This is a genomic window from Gemmatimonadales bacterium (assembly GCA_036500345.1).
Classification (GTDB): domain Bacteria; phylum Gemmatimonadota; class Gemmatimonadetes; order Gemmatimonadales; family GWC2-71-9; genus Palsa-1233.
This window is the reverse complement of sequence record DASYCE010000010.1, coordinates 1-23994: the sequence shown is the minus strand read 5'-3', so window position 1 is coordinate 23994 and position 23994 is coordinate 1. Positions and strand designations below refer to the sequence as shown.

The window sequence follows — 23994 nt, the reverse complement described above, 5'->3', positions numbered from 1 at the left end:
AGCACGGTGGCGACGACCGCGGACATCAAGAACGGGATCGTATTGGATCTCGATGGCCAGTTGATGCAGGTGAGCTACTTTCAGCACGTCAAGCCAGGGAAGGGAAGCGCCTTCGTTCGAACCAAGCTCAAGAACGTCCGGACCGGTGCGGTGCTCGAAAAGACCTTTCCCTCCGGAGAGCGGATCTATCCGGCCGATCTCTCGTACCGGCCGATGACCTACTCGTACCGCGACGGCGACTTCTATCACTTCATGGACCTGCAGTCGTTTGACGATGTCATGCTTACTGCAACATTGATCGGCGCCGACCAGCTGAAGTACCTGAAGGAAGGGATGGAGTGCACCGGCCTGGTGCATGACGAGCAGGTGATTCTCGTTGACCTACCCAATTTCGTGGAGCTCGAGATCGTGGAGACTGATCCGGGAATTCGCGGGGATACGGCCACCGGCGGGACCAAGCCAGCGCGGCTCGAAACCGGCGCGGTCGTCCAGGTCCCGCTGTACATCGAACGGGGCACGACCATCCGGGTCGACCGCCGCGAAGACAAATACCTGACACGCGTATGACGCCAGAAGAAATGCAGGAACTGGCGCGAGCCATCGAGCAGATCCCGGGGCTCAAGGGGATCGATTTCCGCGACGTTCGGCGCCTCGCGCACTTGCTGCGGGAGCGTCCCGAAATCGGGTCGATCGAACTCAAGGGGTTCTTCGGCACCGGCGTCGTGATCACGCGCACCAATCAGGGCGGACCGGCGGTCGCGGCGATGCCGCAGCAATTCGTCGCTGCGCCGTCGGCACCACAGGCGGCACCGGGCGCCGAGGGTGCGCCGGCTGCCGCGGCACCGACGCCGGCGGCGAGCACCTTGAAGGAGGTGCGGTCGCCGATGGTCGGGACGTTCTACGCCCAGCCGGAACCGGGCGCGGAGCCGTACGTTCGCGTCGGCTCGCGGGTCTCCTCCGGGCAGACGGTGTGCATCATCGAAGCGATGAAGATCATGAACGAGATCGAGGCCGAGGTCACAGGCGTGGTGCGTGAAGTCCTGGTGGACGACACTTCGCCGGTCGAATACGGACAGGTGCTCTTCCGGGTGGATCCCAATGGCTGACGAAATCGGGGGACCCGGGAGCGACGTCCTCACCGGCGACGTGAATCCGGGGGGATTCCATTTCCGGCAGGTCATCGTCGAGATGATCCAGCGCGGTGCGTCCGACCTGCTGCTCAAGGGGGGCCGCCCGCCGACGATTCGCGTCAACGGCCAGCTGCACGCGCTCTCCATGCCGCAGATCAAGGCCGATGAGCTCAAGGCGCTCGCCGAATCACTGATGACCCCGCGCCAGTTGCGCGAGTTCGGTGAAGTCAAGGAATCCGATTTCGGCATCGGCGTCCCGGGGATCGGCCGTTTCCGGACCAACGTCTATCTCCAGCGCGGCAGCATCGCGTTCGCCTTTCGCGCGATTCCCTACGAGGTGCGGACGATTCGCGAATTGCTCCTCCCGGCGGTGCTCGAAGAGATTTCGCTCAAGCCCCGCGGCTTGGTGCTGGTCACCGGGATCACCGGCAGCGGCAAGTCGACCGCGCTGGCGGCGATGATCGATCACATCAACCGGAACCGTCGCGCCAACATCATCACCATCGAAGATCCGATCGAGTTCCTTCACCGCGACCAGTTGTCGAGCGTGTCGCAACGCGAAATCGGCAGCGACACGGTGTCGTTCGGGGACGCACTGAAACACGTACTGCGCCAGGACCCGGACGTGATCCTCATCGGCGAAATTCGCGACATGGAGACGATGGACACCGCGATCAAGGCTGCAGATACCGGGCACCTGGTCCTCTCCACCATTCACACCACCGACGCGACCCAGACGATCTCGCGCGTGTTGTCGTTCTATCCGCCGCACCAGCACACTGAAATGCGCATGCTCCTCTCGACCGCGCTCGGCGCCGTCGTCTCGATGCGGCTGGTTCCGCGTGCCGATGCCAAGGGGCGCATTCCCGCCGTCGAAGTGCTGATCAACACGGCGGCGGTCGCCGAGAACATCCGCGACACCCAGAAATCACTCAACATTCCCGACCTGATCAACGAAGGCGGGATGAACTACGGCATGCAATCGTTCGACCAGTCGCTGATGCGCTGGTACCAGGACGGCGTCATCACGTACGACGATGCGGTGTTCAACGCGACGCATCCGAGCGAGTTCGCCCTGCGGGCCTCCGGCGTGAGCGGTACCTCCGATCGCACCTTCTCCGACCTGACGAGCGGAGACCGCCGCTGATGTTCCGCAAGGTGATGATCGCCAACCGCGGCGAAATTGCGCTGCGGGTGATTCGCGCATGCCGCGAACTGGGGATCAAGACTGTCGCGGTCTACAGCGAAGCCGACCGCGAGTCGCTGCACGTCCGTTTTGCCGACGATGACGTCTGCATCGGTCCGCCGCCGGGCCGCATGTCGTACCTGCGGATCCCGTCGCTCATTGCCGCCGCAGAGGTCACCGGCGCGGATGCGATTCACCCCGGCTACGGCTTTCTTGCCGAGAATGCGGAATTCGCCGACACCTGTCGCGCGTCGAACATCGTCTTCATCGGGCCGACCGGCGATCAGATCCGCTCGATGGGCGACAAGGCCTCCGCCCGCCGTCTCGCCGGCGACGCCGGCGTGCCGACGGTGCCGGGATCAGCCGGGGTCCTCAAGGACGCCGACGAGGCGATCGGCATCGCAGAAGGGATCGGCTTCCCGGTCATCATCAAGGCGACCGCCGGTGGTGGCGGCAAGGGAATGCGGATCGCGCATGACGCCGAGCAGTTCGCGCAGCTGTTTTCGCTGGCGCAGAACGAAGCATTGTCGGCGTTCGGCAACGGCGACGTTTACGTCGAGAAGTATCTCGCCAAGCCGCGTCACGTCGAGATCCAGGTGCTCGGCGACCAGCACGGCACGGTGATCCATCTCGGTGAACGCGATTGTTCGGTGCAGCGCCGTCATCAAAAGCTGATCGAAGAGTCACCATCACCCGCGCTGACGCCCGAGCTGCGCGAGCGGATGGGCTCTGCGGCCGTGGGACTTGCCGCCGCGATCGGCTACACGGGCGCCGGGACCATCGAGTTCCTGCTCGACGCCGACGGATCGTTCTATTTCATGGAGATGAACACCCGCATCCAGGTCGAACACCCCGTCACCGAAATGGTGACCGGACACGATCTGGTCAAGGAGCAGATCCGCGTCGCGGCGGGTCAGCCGCTCTCCTTCGGCGTCACGCCGCTGGTGGGGCATGCGATCGAAGTCCGGATCAACGCCGAAGATCCGTATCGCAACTTCCAGCCGTGTCCCGGGCTGATCACGGCGTACCACCCGCCTGGCGGCCCCGGCGTCCGCGTCGATACCCACGTCTACGCTGGTTACACCGTCCCGCCGTACTACGACTCGCTCCTCGCCAAACTGATCGTGCATGGACGTGATCGTGCGGAGGCGCTGGCCCGTCTGGGACAGGCGCTCGACTCGTTCATCCTGGAAGGGGTGAAGACGACGATTCCGTTCCTGGCGCGCGTCATTCGGCATCCCGATTTCGTGGCCGGCAACATCGACACCAAGTTCCTCGAGCGCGAGTCGCACCTGCTTCGGCCCGAGCATCTCGAGACGCACCAGGATCGTTCGCACGGCGCACTGGCCGAGTCGCACGCCTCATGAAGCTCGATGTCGTCTTCTCGCCGCGCGAGCTCGCGGCGGGTGAGGTGTCGGATCGCACGGTCCTGGTGGTCGACGTCCTGCGCGCCACATCAACGATCTGCGCCGCACTGCATCATGGCGCGCGTGCCGTGATCGCGGCGGCCGACACCGCCGAAGCGACTCGCCTCGAGCAGGCGCTCGGTCCGAGCGACGTCGTCCTGGCCGGCGAGCGCAACATGGTACGAATCCCCGGATTTCCGCTGGGCAACTCTCCCGGCGAAATGACGCCGGAAGCCGTGCGAGGCAAGACCGTCGTGATGACAACGACCAACGGGACGAATGCGCTGCTCGCCACGGCGGGGGCGCGGGCGGTCGCGGTTGCCGCTGCGGTGAACCTCACGCGCGCCGGCGAATTTGCGCAGCGCACGCTTGACCGCGACGGAGATCTCCTGATCCTCTGCGCCGGCCGCCCCAACGGCTTCGGCCTCGACGATGCCTACATCGCGGGCTGCCTCGCAACGCGGGCCCTCGGCGGACGGCGCCGCCGCAAGGGACTCAACGACGCCGCGCTCGTGTCGGTGGACCTGGTGAGCCGCTACCGTGACCGCACCGAACGAGTCCTGTCGCTCTCGCGAGCCGGGCGCGAACTGACCGCTGTTGGTTTTCGCGCCGATGTCGAACTCGCCGCGACGATCGACGCGTTTCCGGTCCTGCCGATCTTCCACGACCGGAGGATCACGCTCGCCGCAGACGCCGCGGTGAACGGATGATGCGCGAACACGGGCGGCGGTTCGGCGCGGTGGTCGCGCTGGTGATCGGCGTCTTCCTGGCGCTCACATTGCTGCCGTTCAACATCACCGGTCCGTTCGGCAGGGTGCTGGGCCCGGGGCTCTGGAGCATGTTCGGTCTTGGCGCGATCGGCGCGCCGCTCCTTGGCCTGCTGATCGGGATGGCCGGGTTTGAACGCCTGCCGCGCCTCGACATGAAGCGCGCGGCGATCCTGGTCGTGGGACTGGCGATCCTGGTGCCGTACGTGATCGGCGTCCTCGCCCGCGTCGAACGTTCTTCCTTCGATCCGCCGACGGCGCAATGGCCGTGGCCCGAGCTGCTCACCGGGTGGTTTCCCGGATTCCTGGCGCGTTCCGCCCTCGACCTGATCGGCGTGGCGGGTGGATTGCTCGCGGGATTCGTCGGATTGACGGCAGTCACCCTCGGCACCCTGGCGTGGCACCCGCTGCAGCGACTGGAGGCCGGCGCGGCCGTCACCACTCCTGCCCCGTGGAAAGCGGCGCCATCGTTGCGTCCCACGCCGTCCGAACCAGCGGAAGAGCCGCCCATCCAGGACGCACCGGTCGCGCAGGCCGATCTTTTTTCGGGCCCGTCGAAGCGTGCCAAACGCCGTGCCGTGGAGCAGCTCGACATCGAGGATGCGATCCCGCCGCGTCCCCGCCGGCAGGAGGACGCGTTGCCGCCGATCGATCTGCTGACCGCACCGCGAGGGACCAACGTTGACGCCGACCAGGCGGAGCTGCAGCGTCTTGGCGAGAAACTCCTCAGCACCCTCAAGACGTTCAAGGTCGACGGTACGCTCGCCGGCTTCACGTCGGGACCGACGGTAACGCAGTTCGAAGTCGTCCCCGCCGAAGGGGTGAAGGCAGGGCGAATCATCGCGCTCGCAGACGACCTCGCGATCACGATGCGCGCGGCGTCGCTGCGTGCGGCTCCGATCCCGGGCCGTGGCGCAGTCGGTGTTGAGATTCCCAATCCGTCGCCGCGGATGGTGACGATCCGCGAACTCCTCGAGAGCGATGAGTGGCGGTCGACCACGGCGATGCTGCCGATCGCACTGGGGCGGGACGTCGAGGGGAAGCCGGTCATCGCCGATCTGGCCCGGATGCCGCATCTCCTCGTCGCAGGTGCCACCGGATCGGGGAAATCGGTGGCGATCAACACCATCATCACGTCGCTGATCTACCAGTACACCGCCACCCAGCTCCGGTTGTTGATGATCGACCCGAAGATGGTCGAGTTGTCGATGTACAACGGGCTCCCGCACCTGCGCAACGAAGTCGTGACCGACAATCACAAGGCGGCGAAGGTCCTCAAGTGGGCGGTCGGTGAAATGAATCGCCGCTACGCATTGCTGCACGAGAACGGCGTGCGCCAGCTCTCCGAATTCAATCGCAAACTCGCCGACGGCAAGCCGCTCCGGAATCCGAAGAGCGCCAAGCCGACGTTGACCACGGTCAACGAGGAAGCGCCCGACACGCCGCCGTACGAATGGAAAGAGGAGTACACCGACGGTCCGTTGCCGATGATCGTGCTGATCGTTGACGAACTCGCCGACCTGATGATGACAGTGCAGGGCGAGGTCGAAACGCCGCTCGCCATCCTGGCGCAGAAGTCACGCGCCATCGGAATCCACCTGATCCTCGCGACACAGCGGCCGAGTGTGAACGTGCTGACCGGGCTGATCAAGGCGAACTTCCCGAGTCGCATCGCGTTCCGCGTCGCGAGCAAGGTCGATTCCCGCACCATTCTCGACCAGAACGGTGCGGAGGCGCTCCTCGGCAACGGCGACATGCTCTTCCTGCCGCCGGGTCGCAACGAGCCGAACCGGGTGCAGGGGGCGTACATCTCCACCGAGGAAACGGAAAAGCTGATGGAGTGGCACCGCGGGCGGGCTGGCGTCAACGCGGCGGCGGAGCCCAACATCTTCGACGAACTCGAGGTGGCCGACGGAGCGAACGGGAGTGGCGAAGATGGCGGGTCGGGCGACGCACGTGACGCACTCTTCCGTCAGGCGGCCGAGCTGTGCATCCAGCATCAAGGCGGGTCGACGTCGCTCCTGCAGCGTCGCCTTGGTGTCGGCTATGGACGCGCTGCCCGGATCATCGATCAACTCCACGATGCCGGTATTCTCGGTCCGCCCAACGGATCGAAGCCACGCGATGTAATGGTGGGACTGGGGCAACTCGACGAATACGCCTGACGCGCCCTGAACGCGGCGCGATCGATCCACGATCGCTCGCGCGAAATAGTTCCACCTCTGCGTGAGGATGTTTCGACAGATCGAAAGCAGCAGCCCATTGTTCGCGCGTGCCGACACCGCGCATTCCACCCGAGCAATGGACCGACCAACGACACGTCGATGGTCACGACGCCGAGCAACTCGTCGGTGAGTGGTTCATCGCTCGCGGCTGGCGGGTCGTTGCGCACCGATTCCGGCTGGGCCGGCACGACCTCGACCTGATCGTTCGCCAGGGAAGTCTCGTGGCATTCGTTGAGGTGAAATCCCGGCGCTCATTGCGATGCGGTGCGGGGGAGGAAGCGGTCGTTGCCGCCAAGCGCGCCACCATCGAGCGCGTCGCCTGGGCATGGCTCGTTCGGCATGGCCGCGTCGGAGATCAATACCGATTCGACGTGGTGTCAGTCCGGTTCGCGATGAACGGCCAATCCGCGGTTCGGCACATACCGGATGCATGGCGGCCCGGCTGGAGTAGATAAAAAGTGGAGCAAAACACTACACTAAGTACCACTTGTTTCGGATGATTTTCGGTTGTATCGTTGTTTGTGGAGCGAAATCAGTCAATCTATGATTCACCAAAACCACCAGCCTGAGGTACCATCGATGCCCACCACCGACGAATCGCGTCTCGATGCCGACAAGCGCAAGGCGCTCAACCTGGCCATCTCCCAGATCGAGAAGCAGATCGGCCGAGGGGCCATCATGCGCATGGGAGCCGACCGGCCGCGGGTCAGGATCGCCGCGATATCGACTGGCGCCATCAACCTCGACGCCGCGACCGGCATTGGAGGGATCCCGCGAGGCCGGATCACCGAGATCTACGGTCCCGAATCGAGCGGCAAGACGACCCTCTGCCTTCACCTTGTCGCCAACGTGCAGCGTGCCGGCGGCGTGGCAGCCTTCGTCGACGCAGAGCACGCGCTCGACATCGACTACGCCAAGCGTCTCGGCGTCAACGTTGAAGACCTGCTGGTCTCGCAGCCCGATACCGGCGAGCAGGCGCTCGAAATCGTCGAGATCCTGGTGCGATCGGGTGCGGTTGATCTCGTGGTCGTCGATTCGGTCGCGGCACTGGTCCCCAAGGCCGAGATCGAGGGCGAGATGGGAGACTCGCACATGGGGCTTCAGGCGCGCCTGATGAGCCAGGCGCTGCGCAAGCTCGCCGGCGCGATCAACCGAACCAACTGTGCCGTCGTCTTCATCAACCAACTGCGTGAGAAGATCGGCGTGATGTTCGGCAATCCCGAGACGACGACCGGCGGCAAGGCGCTCAAGTTCTACGCATCACTCCGGCTCGACATCCGCCGGATCGGTCCGGTCAAGGAGCGCGAGGCGGTGATCGGATCGCATGTGCGGGTGAAAGTGGTCAAGAACAAGGTGGCCCCGCCGTTCAAGCAGGCCGAGTTCGATGTGATGTTCGACGAAGGGATCTCGCACACCGGGCTGGTCGTCGATCTCGCCAGTGAAGCGGGGATCATCCAGAAGTCCGGCGCGTGGTACTCCTACGGCGACCAGCGGATCGGTCAGGGGCGCGAGAACGCCAAACTCTTCCTCAAGGACAATGTGTCACTCCTCGCGGAGGTCGAAGCGAAGGTGCGCGACTCGCTCGGCGTTCTCGCCGCGGCGGGCGCAGGTACCCCGCCCGAAGAGGACGACGCTGAGTGATCATCGAAGGGCTGCTCCACGACCCGCGCCGTCCGGGGAGCACGCGGGTCATCGTGGACGGGCGGCCGGTATGGACGGTGCCGGCCGAGGTGGTCGATACGCTCAAGCTGGAGGCGGGGAAACCGATTCCCAGCGGCGCGATCGACCACCTCAACGCCGCGGCGGATGAAGAGGGTGCCTTTCGTGCCGCGCTCCGGGCACTGGAACGACGCTCGCACGGACGCGGCGAACTGGCGGCGAAGCTGGAGCGGAAAGGTCACGCCCCCGGGGCGATCACGCCTGCCCTGGAGCGGCTCGAGGCGCTCGGCCTTCTTGATGACCTGGCGCACGCCCGGGCCTATATCGCAAGCCGGAGTGAACGCGGTCGCGGCCCGGTGCGGCTTCGCTACGACCTCGCCCGGCTCGGGGTGGCAAGGAGTGTCATTGACCAGGCGATCGCCGAACTCGACACCGGGGAGGAGGATCCGCTCGCTCGTCCTCGCGAATTGCTGGCGCGGCGCGTCCGCTCCCTCGGCGACCTCCCGGTCGATGCGCGCCGGCGGCGCCTCCTCGCCTTTCTCGGGCGCCGCGGATACCGCGGTGCCGAGGCGAATTCGCTGGTCGACGAGGCGCTGGGAAAGGGGCGGTCCCGATAGATTAGGCTGATGCAATCATCAGTGATTCGGCACAGGTTCCTCGACTTCTTCGTGGCGCGGGGGCATACCGAGGTTCCCTCGTCATCGCTCGTCCCTGCGGATGACCCGACGCTCCTCTTCACCAACGCGGGGATGGTGCAATTCAAGCGCACCTTCCTCGGCCAGGATCCGCGTCCTTACGTCCGCGCAACCACCTGCCAGAAATGCGTGCGCGCCGGCGGCAAGCACAACGATCTGGAGCAGGTGGGACTGACGCGCCGGCATCACACCTTCTTCGAGATGCTGGGCAATTTCTCGTTCGGCGACTACTTCAAGCGCGACGCGATCGCCTTTGCCTGGGAATTCGTGACCTCATCGGAGTGGCTCGGCATTCCGGCCGACCGGTTGCAGGTGACGGTGCATCATTCCGACGACGAGGCGCGGGCACTCTGGCGCGAGATCGCCGGCCTTGGCAACGAGCGCATCTTCGGCCTCGGCGACGCAGACAACTTCTGGCAGATGGGCGATACCGGACCGTGCGGTCCGTGCTCCGAGATCTTCGTCGATTTGGAGTGGACGCCCGGCACGCCGTCGGCACGCTTGTCCACGGAGGAATTTGAGGCACAGGCCGAGTCAGGTCGCTTCCTCGAGATCTGGAACCTGGTCTTCATGCAGTTCGATCGCTCGGCCGACGGCACCCTGACGCCGCTCCCCAAGCCGAGCGTCGACACCGGCGCAGGACTCGAGCGGATCGCAGCAGTGATGCAGGGGAGGGACGATAACTTCCACACCGACCTTTTCATGCCGCTGATTGAGCGGGTGGCCGAACTGGTCGGCAAACCGTATCCGATGGGACCGCAGGGGAGCGGCATCTCGTTCCGCGTCCTCGCCGACCATGCGCGAGCGGTGACCTTTCTTCTCCTTGACGGTGTCTACCCGAGCAACGAAGGACGCGGATTCGTCCTCCGCCGCATCCTGCGCCGCGCCGTGCGGCACGCATGGTTGCTCGGACGAAAAGAGCCGACGCTCGCCGAACTCGTGCCGACGGTCATCCGGCTGATGGCGGACGCGTACCCCGCGCTCGTGCCGGAGGAGGGCCGGATCGTCGGGATCGTCCAGCGTGAGGAAGAAAATTTCTACGGGACGATCGACGCGGGGCTTTCGCGGCTCGAATCGATTCGCCAGCAGCAGGGCGGAGCGGAAGTCAGCGGTGAAGAGGCGTTCAAGCTGTTCGACACCTACGGCTTTCCGATCGATCTCACCGAGTTGATCCTCGCCGACTGGGGAATGACGGTTGATGTCGCCAGCTTCGACCGTGCGATGGAGGAACAGCGGGAGCGAAGCCGCGCGGCGCGTCATGTCGCGACTCGCTCGAGTGATGCGACGCACGGCGAGACCGGTGCGATGCATTGGCATGGCGGCGCGCAACGATTTGTCGGTTACTCCGATACCGACGTCGAGACCAAGCTGCTCGGACACTCGCACGCCGGCGATCTGCTGGTACTCCGGGACAATCCGTTCTATGCGGCCGGCGGCGGTCAGGTGAGCGATCTCGGCACGGTACATGGTGACGGATGGACCTTCACCGTCACTGATGTGATCAAGGATCCCGATCGCGGCAATCGTCTCGTCGGAACGATGCAGGGACAGTTCGGCCACGGCCCGGTGCGGGCCACCGTCGACGAAGCCCGACGTCGCGACATCGAACGGAACCATTCGGCGACACACCTCGTCCACATGGCGTTGCGGCGTGCTCTCGGCGCGCACGTACGGCAGCAGGGCTCGCTGGTGGAACCGGGCCGGCTGCGCTTCGACTTTTCGCATCACGCGCCGATCGACGCGGCGCAGCTCGCCGAGATCGAAGGGGCAGTAAACGAGTTGATTCTGGCGAACGCCGAAACGTCGACCCGCGAATTGCCGATCGACCAGGCGCTCAGGCTTGGCGCCATGGCATTCTTTGCGGATAAGTACGGCGACGTGGTGCGCGTGGTGCAGATCGGTGATTCGATCGAGTTGTGCGGCGGTACCCACGTCCGGAGCGCGGGGCAGATCGGTCTCTTCCGATTCACCGGGCAGGGCGGAGTTGCCGCGGGGGTGCGACGGATCGAGGCGACCAGCGGGCGGGGCGCGTACGGCGGCGTGAAGGAACTCGATCGCCGCATCGCGACGATCGCAGGCTCGCTGCGATCGCACCCCGATCAGCTGGAGCGCCGCCTGGAGGCATTGGTCGCCGAACGCGACGCCCTCGAGGCACGGCTCGCGGAAGCGATTCGCGAAGGCGGCAACGCCGAGGGACGGCAGTTCGACGCCGGCGGCGTCACGCTCGTTGTCGCCCCGACCGTGGCGGAAGAGCGCGCGCAACTCGGCGCCATCGCGGATGATTTTCGCGGCGAGCGCAAGACGTCGTCGATCCTCGTGCTCTTCAACCCGATGGTGCCGACGGCGATTGCCGTCGCCGTGACCGACGACCTGGCGAGCTCCGGCCGAGATGCCAATGCCTTCGTCAAGCTCGTCACCAGCCGGTTCGGTGGTCGCGGGGGCGGCCGACCCACCTTTGCCAGCGGATCACTCGGTGTGCCGAGCGTCGAAGCGGTTGCCACAGCCGAATTCCCGGCGATCGTCCGCGAGTGGATGCAGCGGTGACGCGACGGGAGGCGGCGACATGGTTCACGGCGCGCACCAACGGTGCGCCGTCAAAGCTTCGCGACCGCGCCGCATCCTATTTTGCCGCGGCGGCAGGCGGCAGCGATCTGGTACGACAGCTGTCGACCGCGGGAACCGATGCGTTGCGCGCCGCGACGAGCGGCGGCGCAGACCGAGCTGCCGCGCTTGATCTCCTCGCCGCCGACGCATTGATCACGCTGGCGCTCCTTGCGGCAGCCGAAGCGAGTCCCGCGACGCTCGGCGCGACCGCCGCGGCCCTTCGCCAGGCGAGCATCGCCGCGTGATCGATCTCCACTCACACGTGCTTCCCGGCGTGGACGATGGCTCGCGCACCGTCGAGCAATCGATCGGCGTGCTGCGCAGCTTTGTGGCAAAGGGAATTACCGACGTGGCCTGCACCCCGCACATTCTGGCGTCGAATGTGGCGCTGGGATGGCCGGAGAACTACGAGGCGGCGTGGACGACGCTCACGGCGCAGCTTCCCGAGGGAATCGCGGTGCATCGCGGGGCGGAGGTCATGCTTGATCGGCCACTCCCCGGTGCTGCGGCCGAGCGGAAACTCACCGTGGCCGGTTCGCGGTATCTGCTGGTGGAATTTGCGCGGATGGTTCCGGCCGAGATCGTCGGGCGGGCACTGATGGAAGTGATCAAGGTCGGGCTGGTCCCGATCCTCGCCCATCCGGAGCGGTATTCGTCGTGTTCAGTGGAGACCGTCCGCGCGTGGCGAAATCTCGGCACGGTGATCCAGGTCGATGCGACCACGGTCACGCTGCCGCGATCACGCGGCGATCGGGCGCGCGACCTGGTCCAGGCGGGGCTCGCCGATATTCTGGCCGCCGACAATCATGGCGACACGCGCAACGTTGCCACCGCCCTCGACTGGCTCGCCGACCAGGATGGCGCCGATCAGGCAGCACTCCTGCTCGACACCAACCCGCGGGCGATTCTCGACGATCTTGCCATCTACGAGGTGGATCCCTTGCCGATGAAGCGTTCGATGTGGCGGTCCGTCCGCCGACTGTTCGGTTCGGAATGACCGACAGCGCGCGGATTGCGTCGGGACTGCAGGCCCTCGCCTCGCTGGCGCACGACGTGGCGGCGAATCTGGCGTCACTCGACCCGATCGTCGACGCGATCCGTCGCACGCTCGCCTCCGGCGGAACACTTTTCTTTGCCGGAAACGGCGGCTCGGCGGCCGATGCCCAACACCTCGCGGCGGAATACGTGGTGCGCTATCGCCGCGGTGCACAGCAGCCGCTTCGTGCGATCGCGCTGACGACCGACACGTCGATTCTGACCGCTGCCGCCAACGACTTCGGTTACGAGCAGGTCTTCGCCCGGCAGATCGCCGCGCTGGCGCGGCGCGGCGACCTGCTGGTCGTGCATTCCACCTCGGGCGACAGCGCCAACTGCGTCGCGGCAGTCGAAACGGCTCGCCAGCTTGGCGTCGTGACGGTCGGATTTCTTGGCGGATCAGGCGGCGCGCTGGCGTCCCGGGTCGAGCTGCCATTTGTCATCCGCGACGATCGCGTCAATCATGTCCAGGAATTGCACCTGGCAATCCAGCATCAGATCATCGGCATTCTTACTTCGGAGTATGGTGGATGATTTCGTTGAACGGCAAGCGAGTGATGATCACAGGTGCGTCGCGCGGCATCGGCCGGGCGACGGCACTTCTCTGTGCCAAGGCCGGGGCGGACGTTGGCATCACCTACAACACCCGGCGCGCCGATGCGGAGGCCGTCGCACGCTCGGTGCGCGCTCTTGGTCGGCGCGCCTATGTCGGTGGCGGCGATCTGGGAGATTCGGGACGCGTGTCACAGATATTCGCGGAGGTGCAAGCCGCGTTCGGCGGACTCGATGCCTTCGTCGCGAATCACGGCGTCTGGCCTGTGGCGGACACGCCGCTGTCGGCGATGGCGCCCGAACGCTGGCACGATACGCTCCGCATCAATCTCGACGCGGTGTTCCTCACCACGCGCGCCGCCCTCGGCATCATGGCGCCGGGCGGCCGTGTCGTGCTGGTGAGCAGCACGGCGGGGCAGCGCGGGGAAGCATTTCACGCGGATTATGCTGCGAGCAAGGGCGCCATGATCTCACTGGTCAAGTCGCTCGCGATCGAATGCGCACCCGATGTCACCGTCAATTGCGTCGCTCCCGGCTGGGTCGACACCGAGATGTCGGCGGGGCCGTACGCGGGAGAAGGGAAGGCGAAGATTGCGGCAGCGATTCCGCTCAAGCGGATCGCCTCGGCGGAAGACGTCGCCGGTCCGATCCTCTTCCTCCTGTCAGACCTCGCGCGCCATCTCACGGGCGAGGTCCTGAACGTCAATGGCGGCAGCGTGCTTTGCGGGTGATTGCTGACCCGAAGGAGATTCCGGTCCCCGGTCCGGTGCTGGAGATTCTCCGCACGCTCGAAGACGCCGGATTCGAGTCCTGGTGTGTTGGCGGTGCCATCCGCGATGCGCTGCTCGGCAATCTGCAGCAGGACGTCGACATCGCGACCGCCGCCTCGCCGACCGACGTGCGCGCGCTCTTTCGCCGGACGGTCCCGATCGGGATCGAGCACGGCACGGTCGGTGTCCTCGACGACGACGGCGTGCTGCACGAGGTCACGACCTTCCGCCGCGACGTGCGGACCGATGGCCGGCACGCGGTGGTCGAATTCGGCGTCTCGCTCGACGATGACCTCGCCCGCCGCGACTTCACCGTCAACGCGATCGCCTATCACCCGATGCGGCATGAATGGCGTGATCCGTTCGACGGACGCGCCGATCTTGCCCTCGGTGTCATCCGCTGTGTCGGCGATCCGGCATCGCGCTTCCGCGAGGATCGGTTGCGCATCCTTCGCGGGCTGCGTTTCGCCGCTCGATTCGATTTCACCATCGACCCCGGCACCTGGGCGGCAGCGCGCGAGCAGGCTCCCGACATCGCGCATCTCTCGGCGGAGCGGGTCCGGGAGGAATGGGTCAAGGGAATTGCCACGGCGCGGACGATGAACCGGTTGGTCGAACTCTGGGAGGCGAGCGGCGTGGCGGCGGTGTGGCTCCCCGAATGCGCACCGTCTCCCCGGCACGATGACTCGAGTCCAGATCTCGTCGATGCCGTTCGCGATCCGGTCCTGGTGACGGCGTTCTATTGCGTGCCCAGCGCACCAGTGTGGCGACGGCTCAAAGGTTCGCTCGCCGAAATCCGGCGGGCGGAGGCGATCGATCGCGGGCCGAAGCGCCCGGCAAGTGACACCGTTCGCGATGTGCGGCGATGGATGGCGCAGACCGGTGCGGCAGTAGACGATCTCCGGACTCTCGCGATCTGGCGCGGCGAGCCGGCAGACCGCTGGCCCGCGGAGGTCGACGCGATCCGGGCTCGCGGCGAACCGACTGCGCGCGGCGACCTCGCCGTGACCGGCGACGATCTCGCGGCGGCCGGCATTCCGGTCGGACCTGCGATCGGCAACGCACTGTCTGCGCTCCTCGACGCCGTCCTCGACGATCCGGCGCGAAATACCCGGGAACGGTTGATCGCCCTCGCACGCGAGTCGCGGTGAGCGACGCCCTGGGGCTCTTCACGCCCCCGGAACCGTTGGCGGCGCGGATGCGCCCGCGCACCCTTGACGAGTTCGTCGGCCAGCACGAGCTGCTCGATGTCGGGCATCCGCTCGGCGACGCCATTCGGCGCGGTGATGTCGGCAGCATGGTCCTCTGGGGACCTCCGGGGACAGGCAAGACGACCCTCGCGCAACTGGTGGCGCACTACACCGATCGAGAATTCGTCGGATTCAGCGCTGTCACCGAGGGCGTCGTGCGGGTGCGCGAGATCCTCAAGGAAGCCGAAGACCGGCGGCGCCTTGGTCGTGGGACGATCCTGTTCTGCGACGAGATCCACCGCTTCAACCGCGCGCAGCAGGATGCCTTCCTCGGCGCAGTGGAGCGCGGCGTCGTCACGCTGATCGGCGCGACCACCGAAAATCCGTCGTTCGAGTTGAACGGTGCGCTGCTGTCGCGCTGCCGGGTCTGGGTGCTGACGGCGCTGGCCCCCGCCGAATTGCGGCAGCTGATCGATCGCGCGGTCGAAGACCGCGAGCGCGGTCTTGGCGCGCTGGTGCTCGACATGCCCGCCGACGCGCGGGACCTCCTCGCGGAGATCTCCGATGGCGACGCGCGGCGCGCCCTCTCCGTGCTCGAGGTAGCGGCGCAGCACGTCGGTCTTCGCGGCACCATCGATGTCGGCGTCGTGCGCGAAACGCTGGCCCGTCGCGTGCCGATCTTCGACAAGGATCGCGAACAGCACTACGACCTGATCTCCGCGCTGCACAAGGCCGTGCGTGGCAGCGATCCCCAGGCCACGCTCTATTGGCTGGCGCGGATCCTCGCCGGCGGCGAGGATCCGATGTTCGTGGCCCGGCGAATGGTGCGGATGGCCAGCGAGGACATCGGCCTCGCCGATCCGCAGGCGCTCCCCATCGCCATCGCAGCACGCGATGCCTGGCACTTTCTCGGATCACCCGAAGGAGAGCTCGCATTGGCGCAAGCTGCGGTGTATCTCGCAACCGCGCCGAAATCGAACCGCGTCTACACGGCGTGGTCGGCGGCGCGCGAGCGCGCCGATGCCACGCCTTCGGCTCCGGTCCCACTGCATATCCGCAATGCACCGACGGCGCTGATGAAGGATCTCGGTTATGGCGAAGGGTATCAGTATGCCCACAATTCACCGACCGGATACATCCCGCAGACCTACCTTCCCGACGCGGTGGCTGAGGCGTCATTTTACGAACCCGGCCCGTTCGGCTATGAGAAACGGATCGCCGAACGCCTGCGCTGGTGGAAAGAGCATGGATGATTGAATTGACACCGCCGCGCGAGCGTGTGGTCATCGTGGCCGCACCGCGGAAGGGCTCGCCCGATGCCCAGAAGGTCACCGAGCATATCGAAGAACTCGCCCGCCTCGTCGACACCGCCGGCGCCGACATCGTCGGACAGCTGACGCAGCAAATTGCCTCGGGGAACCCGGCGACACTGATCGGTGAGGGGAAGGTCGAGGAGCTCCGCGACCTGCTCGCCCAGGTGAAGGGGACGCTCGTCGTCTTCGACGAGGAGCTGACGCCGGCGCAGGGACAGTCGCTGGAGGAGATTCTCGGCACGCGTGTGATGGATCGAGCCGAGATCATTCTCGACATCTTCTCGACCCGCGCCCGCAGTTCCGAGGCGAAGCTCCAGGTGGAACTCGCGCAGCTCAAGTACCTCCTGCCGCGCCTGACCAGGATGTGGACCCACCTCTCGCGCACCCGCGGCGGCATCGGCTTGCGCGGTCCCGGCGAGACGCAGCTCGAAACCGATCGCCGAATGATTCGCAACAAGATCGCGTTGCTCGGCGAGAAGCTGCAGGCGGTGGCGCGGCATCGGGAGACGATCCGCTCCGGGCGGACGCCGCTCCTCTCCGCCGCGCTGGTTGGTTATACCAATGCTGGCAAGTCGAGCATACTCCGCGCGCTCTCGGGCGAACACGACATCTTCGTCGAAGACCGGCTGTTCGCCACGCTCGATACGCTGACCCGCGAGGTCGATCTGGGCGACAACCTCCGCGTCCGCGTCAGCGACACGGTCGGTTTCATCCGCAAGCTCCCCCATCACCTGGTCGCCTCGTTCCGCGCCACGCTCGAGGAAGCCGGAACGGCCGATATTCTCCTCCATGTCGCGGACGCGTCACATCCTGAATGGGAAGATCACATGCGCACGGTCGACGAGGTACTCGGTGAATTGGGACTCGCCGAACGGCCGACATTGCTGGTCTTCAACAAGCTCGACGCACTCCCCGATCCTGTCGCCTTTGCCGAACTGGCACGCTCGCGCCATCCCGGGGCGATTTTCACGACCACGATGCGAACCGACGGGTTGCAGCCCCTCAAGGCGGAGCTTCGAGGCCGCGCCGAGGCGATCCGTCCTGTGGTACGGGTCCTGCTGGATCCCAGCGATGGAAAGCGGCTCGGCTTCCTGCACCGGGTCGGTGATGTGCTCGGCCAATCGGTCGATGGCCAGCAGCTCACCGTCGACGTCCGGCTCGAGCCGTGGCGGGCCGAACAGTTGCGACGCGAAGGGCTCGACGTCCGGACGCGTGAGACCGATTCATTCGAGGCGGATACACCATCATGAAGCATCTGGTCACCGGCGCTGCCGGATTCATCGGGTACCATGTCAGCGAGCGGCTCCTCGCACGCGGCGATGAGGTCGTTGGACTCGACAATCTGTCGCCCTACTACGACCCCGCCCTGAAGCAGACACGGCTCGACCGGCTCGCACAGCACGCAGCCTTCCGCTTCGTGAAAGCCGATATCGCCGACAGGGAGGCCGTCGAATCGCTCTTCACGGCAGAGCGATTTCCGCGGGTGATCCATCTGGCTGCGCAGGCAGGGGTGCGGTACTCGGTGACGCACCCGCACTCCTACATCGCAAGCAATGTGGTGGGATTTCTGCACGTGATCGAAGGGTGTAGGCATCACGGCGCCGAACATCTCACTTACGCATCGACCTCGTCGGTGTACGGCATGAACACCAACATGCCGTTCTCCGTGCACCAGAACGTCGATCACCCGGTGTCGCTCTACGCCGCGACCAAGAAGGCGAACGAATTGATGGCGCACTCGTACGCGCATCTCTATCGTCTTCCGGTCACCGGCCTGCGCTTCTTCACCGTGTACGGACCATGGGGGCGCCCCGACATGGCGCTCTTTCTCTTCACACGGGCAATACTGGAGGGGCGGCCGATCGACGTCTTCAATCACGGGAAGATGCGCCGCGACTTCACCTACATCGACGATATCGTCGAAGGGGTCATCCGGGCGTCCGATCGTGTGGCGCGTCCTGATCCCGACTGGTCAGGTGATGATCCCGATCCGGCGACGAGCTCCGCGCCGTATCAGCTGTACAACATCGGCAACAACGAACCGGCTGAACTGATGGATTTCATCGGCGCGCTGGAACGCTCGCTGGGCAAGACTGCGGAGAAACGTTTCCTGCCGATGCAGCCCGGCGACGTGCCGGCCACCTGCGCCGACGTCTCCGATCTCGTCCGCGATTGCGGCTTCCACCCGGGGACGCCGATCGAAGTCGGCGTGGCGCGATTTGTCGAGTGGTATCGCGAATATCACAAGGTCTGAGCGGCCGGTCGTTTACCCCTTGGGCATGAGCGCCCGCCGCCACAGCTGAAGCATCCGATCGGCCACGGCGCTGTCGGTGTATTGCTCGAGCACACGCTGCCGTGCCGCGGTACCGACCGCCCTGCAGCGCCACGGCTCCGCCACGAATGCCTGGATCGCCCGGGTCAGCGCCTGGAGATCATTCTCCTCGACAATCATCCCTCCATCGGCCACCACGTCGGGAAGGGCGCCACAGCGACTCACCACCGGGGCCACGCCGTGAGCCATCGCGTTCATCACGGTTTGGCCGCTCGGTTCAACCCAGTCCGGCGTCGAGCGTGACGGCGCCAGGACCACATCGGTCGACGCCCAGATCGCCGCGAGGTCGTCGCGCGGCACGGCGCCAAGCCATTCGATCCGCGATGAGAGCCCGAGCCGCTGCGCTTGCTGCTCCAGTGACTCGTGGATCGGTCCCGTCCCCGCAACGCGCAGGCGCCATTCGCCGACATTGCCGTTGAGGGCATCAAGGACGAGGTCGACGCCGCGTTCCGGCACCAGCCGCCCGACCACCGAGAACACCACCGGGTGCGGATCCGGCCGCGGCTCCCAGGGAGCGGGAATCTGGAGGCCGCCGGGCGGTATCACCGCGGTGGGAACGCTGGCGATCCCACCCTCCATCAGATGGTCCAACGCAGGGCGGACGGTGCCGGCCAGCGCCGCCGCCCCGTCCCGGACGCGGTCGGCCTGCCAGCGCGATGCGAGCGCCCGGGGCTTGCCGATCGACGAGACTCCCACGACGACGTATGGGATCTTCAGTTGTCGCGCCGCCGCGGCGCCTGCCTCGGCCGTCGGCGACCATGGATCACCCACCACATGCAGCAGCTCGGGACCGATATCGCGCACCGCAGTGCGGAGCGCACGGCGGGACCACCGCAGGTCGAGAGGGTTGTCGAGATCGCCGCGCGTCGCGATGCGGACCAGTTGGGACTGATCGAGCTCTGACGGCCGCGACGACGGCTCGGCGACGATCACTTCGACGCCCGAAGTTCCCAGCGAGCGAAGAATGGCTGGCGGCGTTGAATACGGCGAAAGAATGAGGACGCGCACGGGACAAAGATGGACAGGTCGGCGCTAACTTCCACCCCATGCGTATCCTGCATCTCGCGAAGTACTACTGGCCCCGGTCGGGCGGGATGGAGCGCGTGGTGCAAGGCCTCGCGGAAGGGGCCGCCGAGCGGGGCCACGAAGCGGAAGTCGTGGCGGTAACAGCGTTCGGAGACCCGCGCCCGGGGCAGCGGCGGCGGGCGTCGGTGACTCGCGCATGGTCGTTCGCGCCGGTCGGGTCACAGGAGCTCGCGCCGGGCTACATCCGCGCGGCATGGAAGCGCGCAGATGTCATCCACCTGCATCACCCCAACTCGCTTGCCGACATGGCGTACGCCTTTCGGCCCTCGCTTGCGCCGCTGGTTGTCACGCAGCATGCGGATTACCCGGGCTTCAAGTACCGCATCCCGTCGAAGTACGCCCTCTGGCGGGCCGAGGCGATCGTCGTGCCGAGCAAGGCGCATCTGGCACTCTCAACGGAGCTTCGGGGATTCGAGGACAAGGTAGCCGTGATCCCGTTCGGCATTGACGAAAGGCGATGGGAGCTGGTCCCGCCTCCGCCGCCTGGCAACCCGCCGCGGGCGCTTTTCATCGGCCGGCTCGTCCCGTACAAAGGGGTCGACTTTCTCCTCAGGGCCCTGGAGCTCGTCCCTGAGCTTCGGCTCGACGTGGTTGGGTCGGGACCCGAACTGAATCGACTCCGGACCCTCTCCAGCGCGCTGGCGATCGAAGACCGGGTCAAGTGGTGGGGGGAATACCCGGACGAGGACCTCCCTAGGCGAATGGCTGATGCCGACTTCCTCGTGCTCCCATCGGTGAGCGTCCAGGAGATGTTCGGGATGGTCCTCCTCGAGGCGATGGCGGCCGGTCGCCCGGTGATCACGACGGCGGTCCCGTCAGGGGTGCGCGAGGTCAACCTGGCAGACCGAACCGGGCTCGAAGTACCGATCCGGGATGTCGGGGCCTTGGCCGATGCAATGCGAACCCTCGCCCGGGACGCGCGACTGCGGGAGCGCCTCGGCGGGGCAGGGAGGGAGCGGGTAAAGGCGCGGTTCACCGTGGAGGCAATGGTTGATGCGCATCTCGATTTGTACCGACGCGTACGTGGCCCGTCGAGCCGCTGATTTGTTGAAAAGACGCGCTTTTCCAGGGGGATGGGGGTATACGTTGCGAAGATCGCGAAAAACAATCCAATGGAACGTCTCATCGTATTATTATGAACGACAATGAGTTACTGACTTTATCTAATCTTGTTTCTTCTAAGGCGTTCATCAGGAATGGCTGGGCCAATATTCTCGTCCCACGCCGGGCTGATGCCCAGGTTTGACGATCGCCAGATGGCTGGCACCCGAGCTTGATCCTGCGGATGTGGAAAAATGAGCAAAGGCTCAAGGGGCGATCGCGTTCGTCCATCTGGCGAGATCGCGGTACGATTTTCGGCGTTCCGTGGTGATATTCCGGTCCAACGGCCTCGTAGCTCAGGTGGTTAGAGCAGCGGACTCATAATCTGCCGGTCGAGGGTTCGAATCCCTCCGGGGCCATTCGGTTGCTAGGTACGATGGAGCATGGTATCATCCCGGTCCGCGAGCGCGGGCGATTAGCTCAGCTGGTTAGAGCGCGCGCCTCACATGCGCGAGGCCGGGGGTTCAAGTCCCTCATCGCCCATCGGTCCGAACCACCCCGCTGGGTGGCGTAGGGTCGCCGAGTCAGTCAGTGAGTGGAGCCTCCCGGGCTGGCTCGGAACGGGAACGAAAGCGACCGCGACCCTCACAGGGCCGCGGTCGCTTTCACTTTCACGGGATCCGCTATCCCACCCGTGATCGCGATGTTGAAAACTCCGATGTTGAAAACTCTCGTCGGACTCGCCTTAGCCTTCTCCGGCGGCGATCATCCACGTCGCCTCGATCTCCATCGGCGACACCGTCGCCGTCCCTTTCTTCCCGACGGTAATGCTGGCGGCAAGGTTGGCGAGCCACGCGGAATCACCGACACCGGCTCCCGCGGCGAGCGCGGTGGCGAGCCACGCAGCCACCGTATCTCCCGCACCCGAGACGTCAAAGACCGCCCGCGGAACGGCGGGCGTCTCCCGGACGACCCCACCCGCGGATACCAGCGACAGGCCGTCGGCTCCTCTCGTGACCACCAGGTGCTCGGCGCCCAGCCGCACGCGGGCCGATTCGAGGTCGTTGTCATCGCCCATGAAGGCCGTGCCGAATGCAGCGTCGAGTTCGCGGATATTGGGCTTGAAAACCGTCGCTCCGGGGTAGGCGAAGAAGTTCCGCGCCTTGGGATCCACCACCACCGGAATTCCCTTTTCCGTCGCCGCTGCGATCATGACAGCGGCGATCTCGGCGTCGAGGACGCCCTTGTCGTAGTCCTCGATCAGGAGCGCCTGGGCCCCTGCGAGGGCTGCGGTACCAGCGACCAGGAGCGCATCGCGGAAACGATCGGCGAGCGAGTTGGTGACTTCGCGATCCAGGCGGACCACCTGCTGGCCGCGCGCCACGATGCGGGTCTTGGTAGTGGTCGGTCGCCCGGGCACGGTGATCAGGCCGGTGGTGGCGATGCCGAGCGCTGCGATGGCCTCCACGAGGCTCTGGGCCGCGGCGTCGTCGCCGACGACTCCGACCAGCATGGGAGTGGCGCCCGTCGCGGCAACATTCGCGGCGGCATTGGCGGCTCCGCCGGGTACCGAGATGTCGTCCTCGAGCGCGATCACCGGTACCGGCGCCTCGGGCGAGATCCGATCGGTCTCGCCGAGAAGGTAGCGGTCGAGCATGACATCGCCGAGCACCGCGACGCGCACCTGCCGCATGCGTGAAAGCAGGTCGACCAGGCGCGCGTGGCTGAGCGGGTGGAGGACGTCCGGCATTGGCGGAAGGTAGCCGGTTATCTTCGGCCTCTGCATGGCTGAACTCTCCATCGCGGTGGTCCGCGATCCGTTGGTCGAATCGATCCACCACGTCTCGGCTGCGGTCGTGACGGCCGATGGCCATCTCCTTGCTCGCGCTGGCAATCCCGATCTGGTGACGTACTGGCGCTCCGCGTCCAAGCCATTCCAGCTCTATCCGCTGGTGGCCGATGGCGGCGTCGAGCGCTTTGGTATCGACCGCGAGATGCTGGCCCTCGCCTGCAGCTCTCACAACGCCGAGCCGATGCATCGCACCATCGCGGCACGCTGGCTTACCGCAGTCGGGCTCAGCGAGACGGACCTGGCCTGCGGTGGTCATCCCTCGCTCTGGCCGGCGTTGGCGGACACGATGATCCGTGACGAGGTCCAGGCCACGCCACTCTGGAGCAACTGTTCCGGCAACCATGCCGCGCTGCTGGGTCTGGCTCGTTTGCATCAATGGCCGACCGCCGGATACGAGGCCTTTCCCCATCCGGTGCAGCAGCGCGTCGCGACGACCGTAGCGGAATGGTCGGCCTTGCCCACCGATGAACTTGTCTGGGGAGTCGACGGCTGCACCGCCGCTGCGGTGGCGCTCAGTCTGCGCGGCATGGCTCGCGCCTATGCGCAGCTTGCCATCGCCGGCGACGCGGCAGCGGTCCTCATTCGCGATGCGATGATGCACGAGCCGTATGTGGTCGCTGGCGCGGAACGCCTCGATACCACGCTGATGGAAGCCTGGCCGCTCCGGGTGATGGCCAAGACTGGCGCCGAAGGTGTCTACAGCGCAGCGCTTCCCGAGTTGGGCCTGGGCATTGCCGTCAAGGTGGAAGACGGCGACAGTCGATCGGCCCCGCTCGCGCTGGTCGCGGTCCTCGAACAGGTCGTGGGGGTTTTTGGCGGCGGGCGCTCGTGGGATTTTGCGCCGTTGGAGCGTTGGCGAGCGCCCGAGATTCGCAACACGCGCGGCGCGGTCACCGGTCGCTATGAAGTGCGCGGAGCGCTGCAGCGTGTCTGATACGCCGGCGCTCGACGCGGCGACCGCGGCACTGATCGGCCTCGCGGCCGCCATCGCCCATGGTGACGAGCAATCCCTCGCAGGGCAGGTGGAGAGCGTTCGGGAGGCGGAAACACCTGCGGAGTGGGTGGACGAATTGTTGCTGCAATCGGTCCTGATGGTGGGCTGGCCGCGCGCGCTGGGAGGCGCCGCAATCTGGCGCGCACTGAGTGGTGCA

Annotated in this window: 23 protein-coding genes and 2 tRNA genes; 23 read left to right on the top strand and 2 right to left on the bottom strand. The window is 66.0% G+C overall.

Annotated features, from left to right (window positions below; genetic code table 11):
* Positions 1 to 6 precede the first annotated feature (6 nt).
* The 18 genes from efp to VGM20_05095 all read left to right on the top strand — a co-directional run bounded on the left by efp (position 7) and on the right by VGM20_05095 (position 18786).
* Positions 7 to 567 carry an elongation factor P gene (efp, locus tag VGM20_05180; GenBank protein ID HEY4100253.1) on the top strand — a complete coding sequence of 187 codons (561 nt, stop codon included), beginning with the start codon at positions 7 to 9 and terminating at the stop codon, positions 565 to 567.
* The gene (accB, locus tag VGM20_05175) at positions 564 to 1106 is read left to right on the top strand and encodes an acetyl-CoA carboxylase biotin carboxyl carrier protein (protein ID HEY4100252.1); all 543 of its coding nucleotides are present in this window, start codon (positions 564 to 566) and stop codon (positions 1104 to 1106) included. Before efp ends, accB begins: the two co-directional genes overlap by 4 nt.
* Entirely contained in the window at positions 1099 to 2277 is a 1179-nt protein-coding gene (locus VGM20_05170) for a PilT/PilU family type 4a pilus ATPase (protein ID HEY4100251.1), read from the top strand. Before accB ends, VGM20_05170 begins: the two co-directional genes overlap by 8 nt.
* Positions 2277 to 3683 carry an acetyl-CoA carboxylase biotin carboxylase subunit gene (accC, locus tag VGM20_05165; GenBank protein ID HEY4100250.1) on the top strand — a complete coding sequence of 469 codons (1407 nt, stop codon included), beginning with the start codon at positions 2277 to 2279 and terminating at the stop codon, positions 3681 to 3683. The genes VGM20_05170 and accC overlap by 1 nt, the downstream gene beginning before the upstream one ends.
* Positions 3680 to 4432 carry a 2-phosphosulfolactate phosphatase gene (locus tag VGM20_05160; GenBank protein HEY4100249.1) on the top strand — a complete coding sequence of 251 codons (753 nt, stop codon included), beginning with the start codon at positions 3680 to 3682 and terminating at the stop codon, positions 4430 to 4432. Before accC ends, VGM20_05160 begins: the two co-directional genes overlap by 4 nt.
* Positions 4429 to 6654 carry a DNA translocase FtsK gene (locus VGM20_05155; GenBank protein HEY4100248.1) on the top strand — a complete coding sequence of 742 codons (2226 nt, stop codon included), beginning with the start codon at positions 4429 to 4431 and terminating at the stop codon, positions 6652 to 6654. The genes VGM20_05160 and VGM20_05155 overlap by 4 nt, the downstream gene beginning before the upstream one ends.
* Positions 6655 to 6761: 107 nt before the next feature.
* Positions 6762 to 7169, top strand: a complete 408-nt coding sequence (locus VGM20_05150) for a YraN family protein (protein ID HEY4100247.1) — start codon at positions 6762 to 6764, stop codon at positions 7167 to 7169.
* 124 nt (positions 7170 to 7293) lie between these two features.
* The gene (gene recA, locus VGM20_05145) at positions 7294 to 8355 is read left to right on the top strand and encodes a recombinase RecA (GenBank protein HEY4100246.1); all 1062 of its coding nucleotides are present in this window, start codon (positions 7294 to 7296) and stop codon (positions 8353 to 8355) included.
* Positions 8352 to 8990: a regulatory protein RecX gene (locus VGM20_05140; GenBank protein HEY4100245.1), complete on the top strand. Its 639-nt coding sequence runs from the start codon at positions 8352 to 8354 to the stop codon at positions 8988 to 8990. The genes recA and VGM20_05140 overlap by 4 nt, the downstream gene beginning before the upstream one ends.
* A gap of 9 nt (positions 8991 to 8999) precedes the next feature.
* Positions 9000 to 11612, top strand: coding sequence for an alanine--tRNA ligase (alaS, locus tag VGM20_05135; protein ID HEY4100244.1), 2613 nt, complete (start codon positions 9000 to 9002; stop codon positions 11610 to 11612).
* The gene (locus VGM20_05130) at positions 11609 to 11917 is read left to right on the top strand and encodes a hypothetical protein (protein HEY4100243.1); all 309 of its coding nucleotides are present in this window, start codon (positions 11609 to 11611) and stop codon (positions 11915 to 11917) included. Before alaS ends, VGM20_05130 begins: the two co-directional genes overlap by 4 nt.
* Positions 11914 to 12669: a CpsB/CapC family capsule biosynthesis tyrosine phosphatase gene (locus VGM20_05125; GenBank protein HEY4100242.1), complete on the top strand. Its 756-nt coding sequence runs from the start codon at positions 11914 to 11916 to the stop codon at positions 12667 to 12669. The genes VGM20_05130 and VGM20_05125 overlap by 4 nt, the downstream gene beginning before the upstream one ends.
* Complete coding sequence (locus VGM20_05120) at positions 12666 to 13241, top strand: SIS domain-containing protein (GenBank protein ID HEY4100241.1); 576 nt, start codon at positions 12666 to 12668, stop codon at positions 13239 to 13241. The genes VGM20_05125 and VGM20_05120 overlap by 4 nt, the downstream gene beginning before the upstream one ends.
* Positions 13238 to 13990, top strand: coding sequence for an SDR family NAD(P)-dependent oxidoreductase (locus VGM20_05115; GenBank protein ID HEY4100240.1), 753 nt, complete (start codon positions 13238 to 13240; stop codon positions 13988 to 13990). The genes VGM20_05120 and VGM20_05115 overlap by 4 nt, the downstream gene beginning before the upstream one ends.
* Positions 13987 to 15180 carry a hypothetical protein gene (locus VGM20_05110; GenBank protein ID HEY4100239.1) on the top strand — a complete coding sequence of 398 codons (1194 nt, stop codon included), beginning with the start codon at positions 13987 to 13989 and terminating at the stop codon, positions 15178 to 15180. Before VGM20_05115 ends, VGM20_05110 begins: the two co-directional genes overlap by 4 nt.
* Positions 15177 to 16472: a replication-associated recombination protein A gene (locus tag VGM20_05105; GenBank protein ID HEY4100238.1), complete on the top strand. Its 1296-nt coding sequence runs from the start codon at positions 15177 to 15179 to the stop codon at positions 16470 to 16472. The genes VGM20_05110 and VGM20_05105 overlap by 4 nt, the downstream gene beginning before the upstream one ends.
* Complete coding sequence (gene hflX / locus VGM20_05100) at positions 16469 to 17782, top strand: GTPase HflX (GenBank protein ID HEY4100237.1); 1314 nt, start codon at positions 16469 to 16471, stop codon at positions 17780 to 17782. The genes VGM20_05105 and hflX overlap by 4 nt, the downstream gene beginning before the upstream one ends.
* Entirely contained in the window at positions 17779 to 18786 is a 1008-nt protein-coding gene (locus tag VGM20_05095; protein HEY4100236.1) for an NAD-dependent epimerase, read from the top strand. The genes hflX and VGM20_05095 overlap by 4 nt, the downstream gene beginning before the upstream one ends.
* Before the next feature lie 12 nt (positions 18787 to 18798).
* Here the strand turns inward: VGM20_05095 and VGM20_05090 are convergent, their stop codons facing one another.
* Complete coding sequence (locus tag VGM20_05090) at positions 18799 to 19872, bottom strand: glycosyltransferase family 4 protein (GenBank protein ID HEY4100235.1); 1074 nt, start codon at positions 19870 to 19872, stop codon at positions 18799 to 18801.
* Positions 19873 to 19910: 38 nt separating this feature from the next.
* Here VGM20_05090 and VGM20_05085 point away from each other — a divergent pair, with 38 nt between their 5' ends.
* The 3 genes from VGM20_05085 (at position 19911) to VGM20_05075 (ending at position 21534) form a co-directional block, all read left to right on the top strand.
* Positions 19911 to 20993, top strand: coding sequence for a glycosyltransferase (locus tag VGM20_05085; protein ID HEY4100234.1), 1083 nt, complete (start codon positions 19911 to 19913; stop codon positions 20991 to 20993).
* A 343-nt stretch (positions 20994 to 21336) separates the two neighbouring features.
* Positions 21337 to 21410: transfer RNA gene (locus VGM20_05080), tRNA-Ile, on the top strand.
* Positions 21411 to 21460: 50 nt separating this feature from the next.
* Positions 21461 to 21534: transfer RNA gene (locus VGM20_05075), tRNA-Val, on the top strand.
* Positions 21535 to 21736: 202 nt separating this feature from the next.
* Here the strand turns inward: VGM20_05075 and VGM20_05070 are convergent.
* Positions 21737 to 22741 carry a PfkB family carbohydrate kinase gene (locus VGM20_05070; protein HEY4100233.1) on the bottom strand — a complete coding sequence of 335 codons (1005 nt, stop codon included), beginning with the start codon at positions 22739 to 22741 and terminating at the stop codon, positions 21737 to 21739.
* A 34-nt stretch (positions 22742 to 22775) separates the two neighbouring features.
* On the opposite strand from VGM20_05070, the gene VGM20_05065 reads away from it, so the two are divergent.
* Positions 22776 to 23777, top strand: coding sequence for an asparaginase (locus VGM20_05065; protein HEY4100232.1), 1002 nt, complete (start codon positions 22776 to 22778; stop codon positions 23775 to 23777).
* The coding region (locus tag VGM20_05060; protein HEY4100231.1) for a carboxymuconolactone decarboxylase family protein at positions 23770 to 23994 on the top strand (225 nt) is incomplete at its 3' end. The genes VGM20_05065 and VGM20_05060, both read left to right, overlap by 8 nt.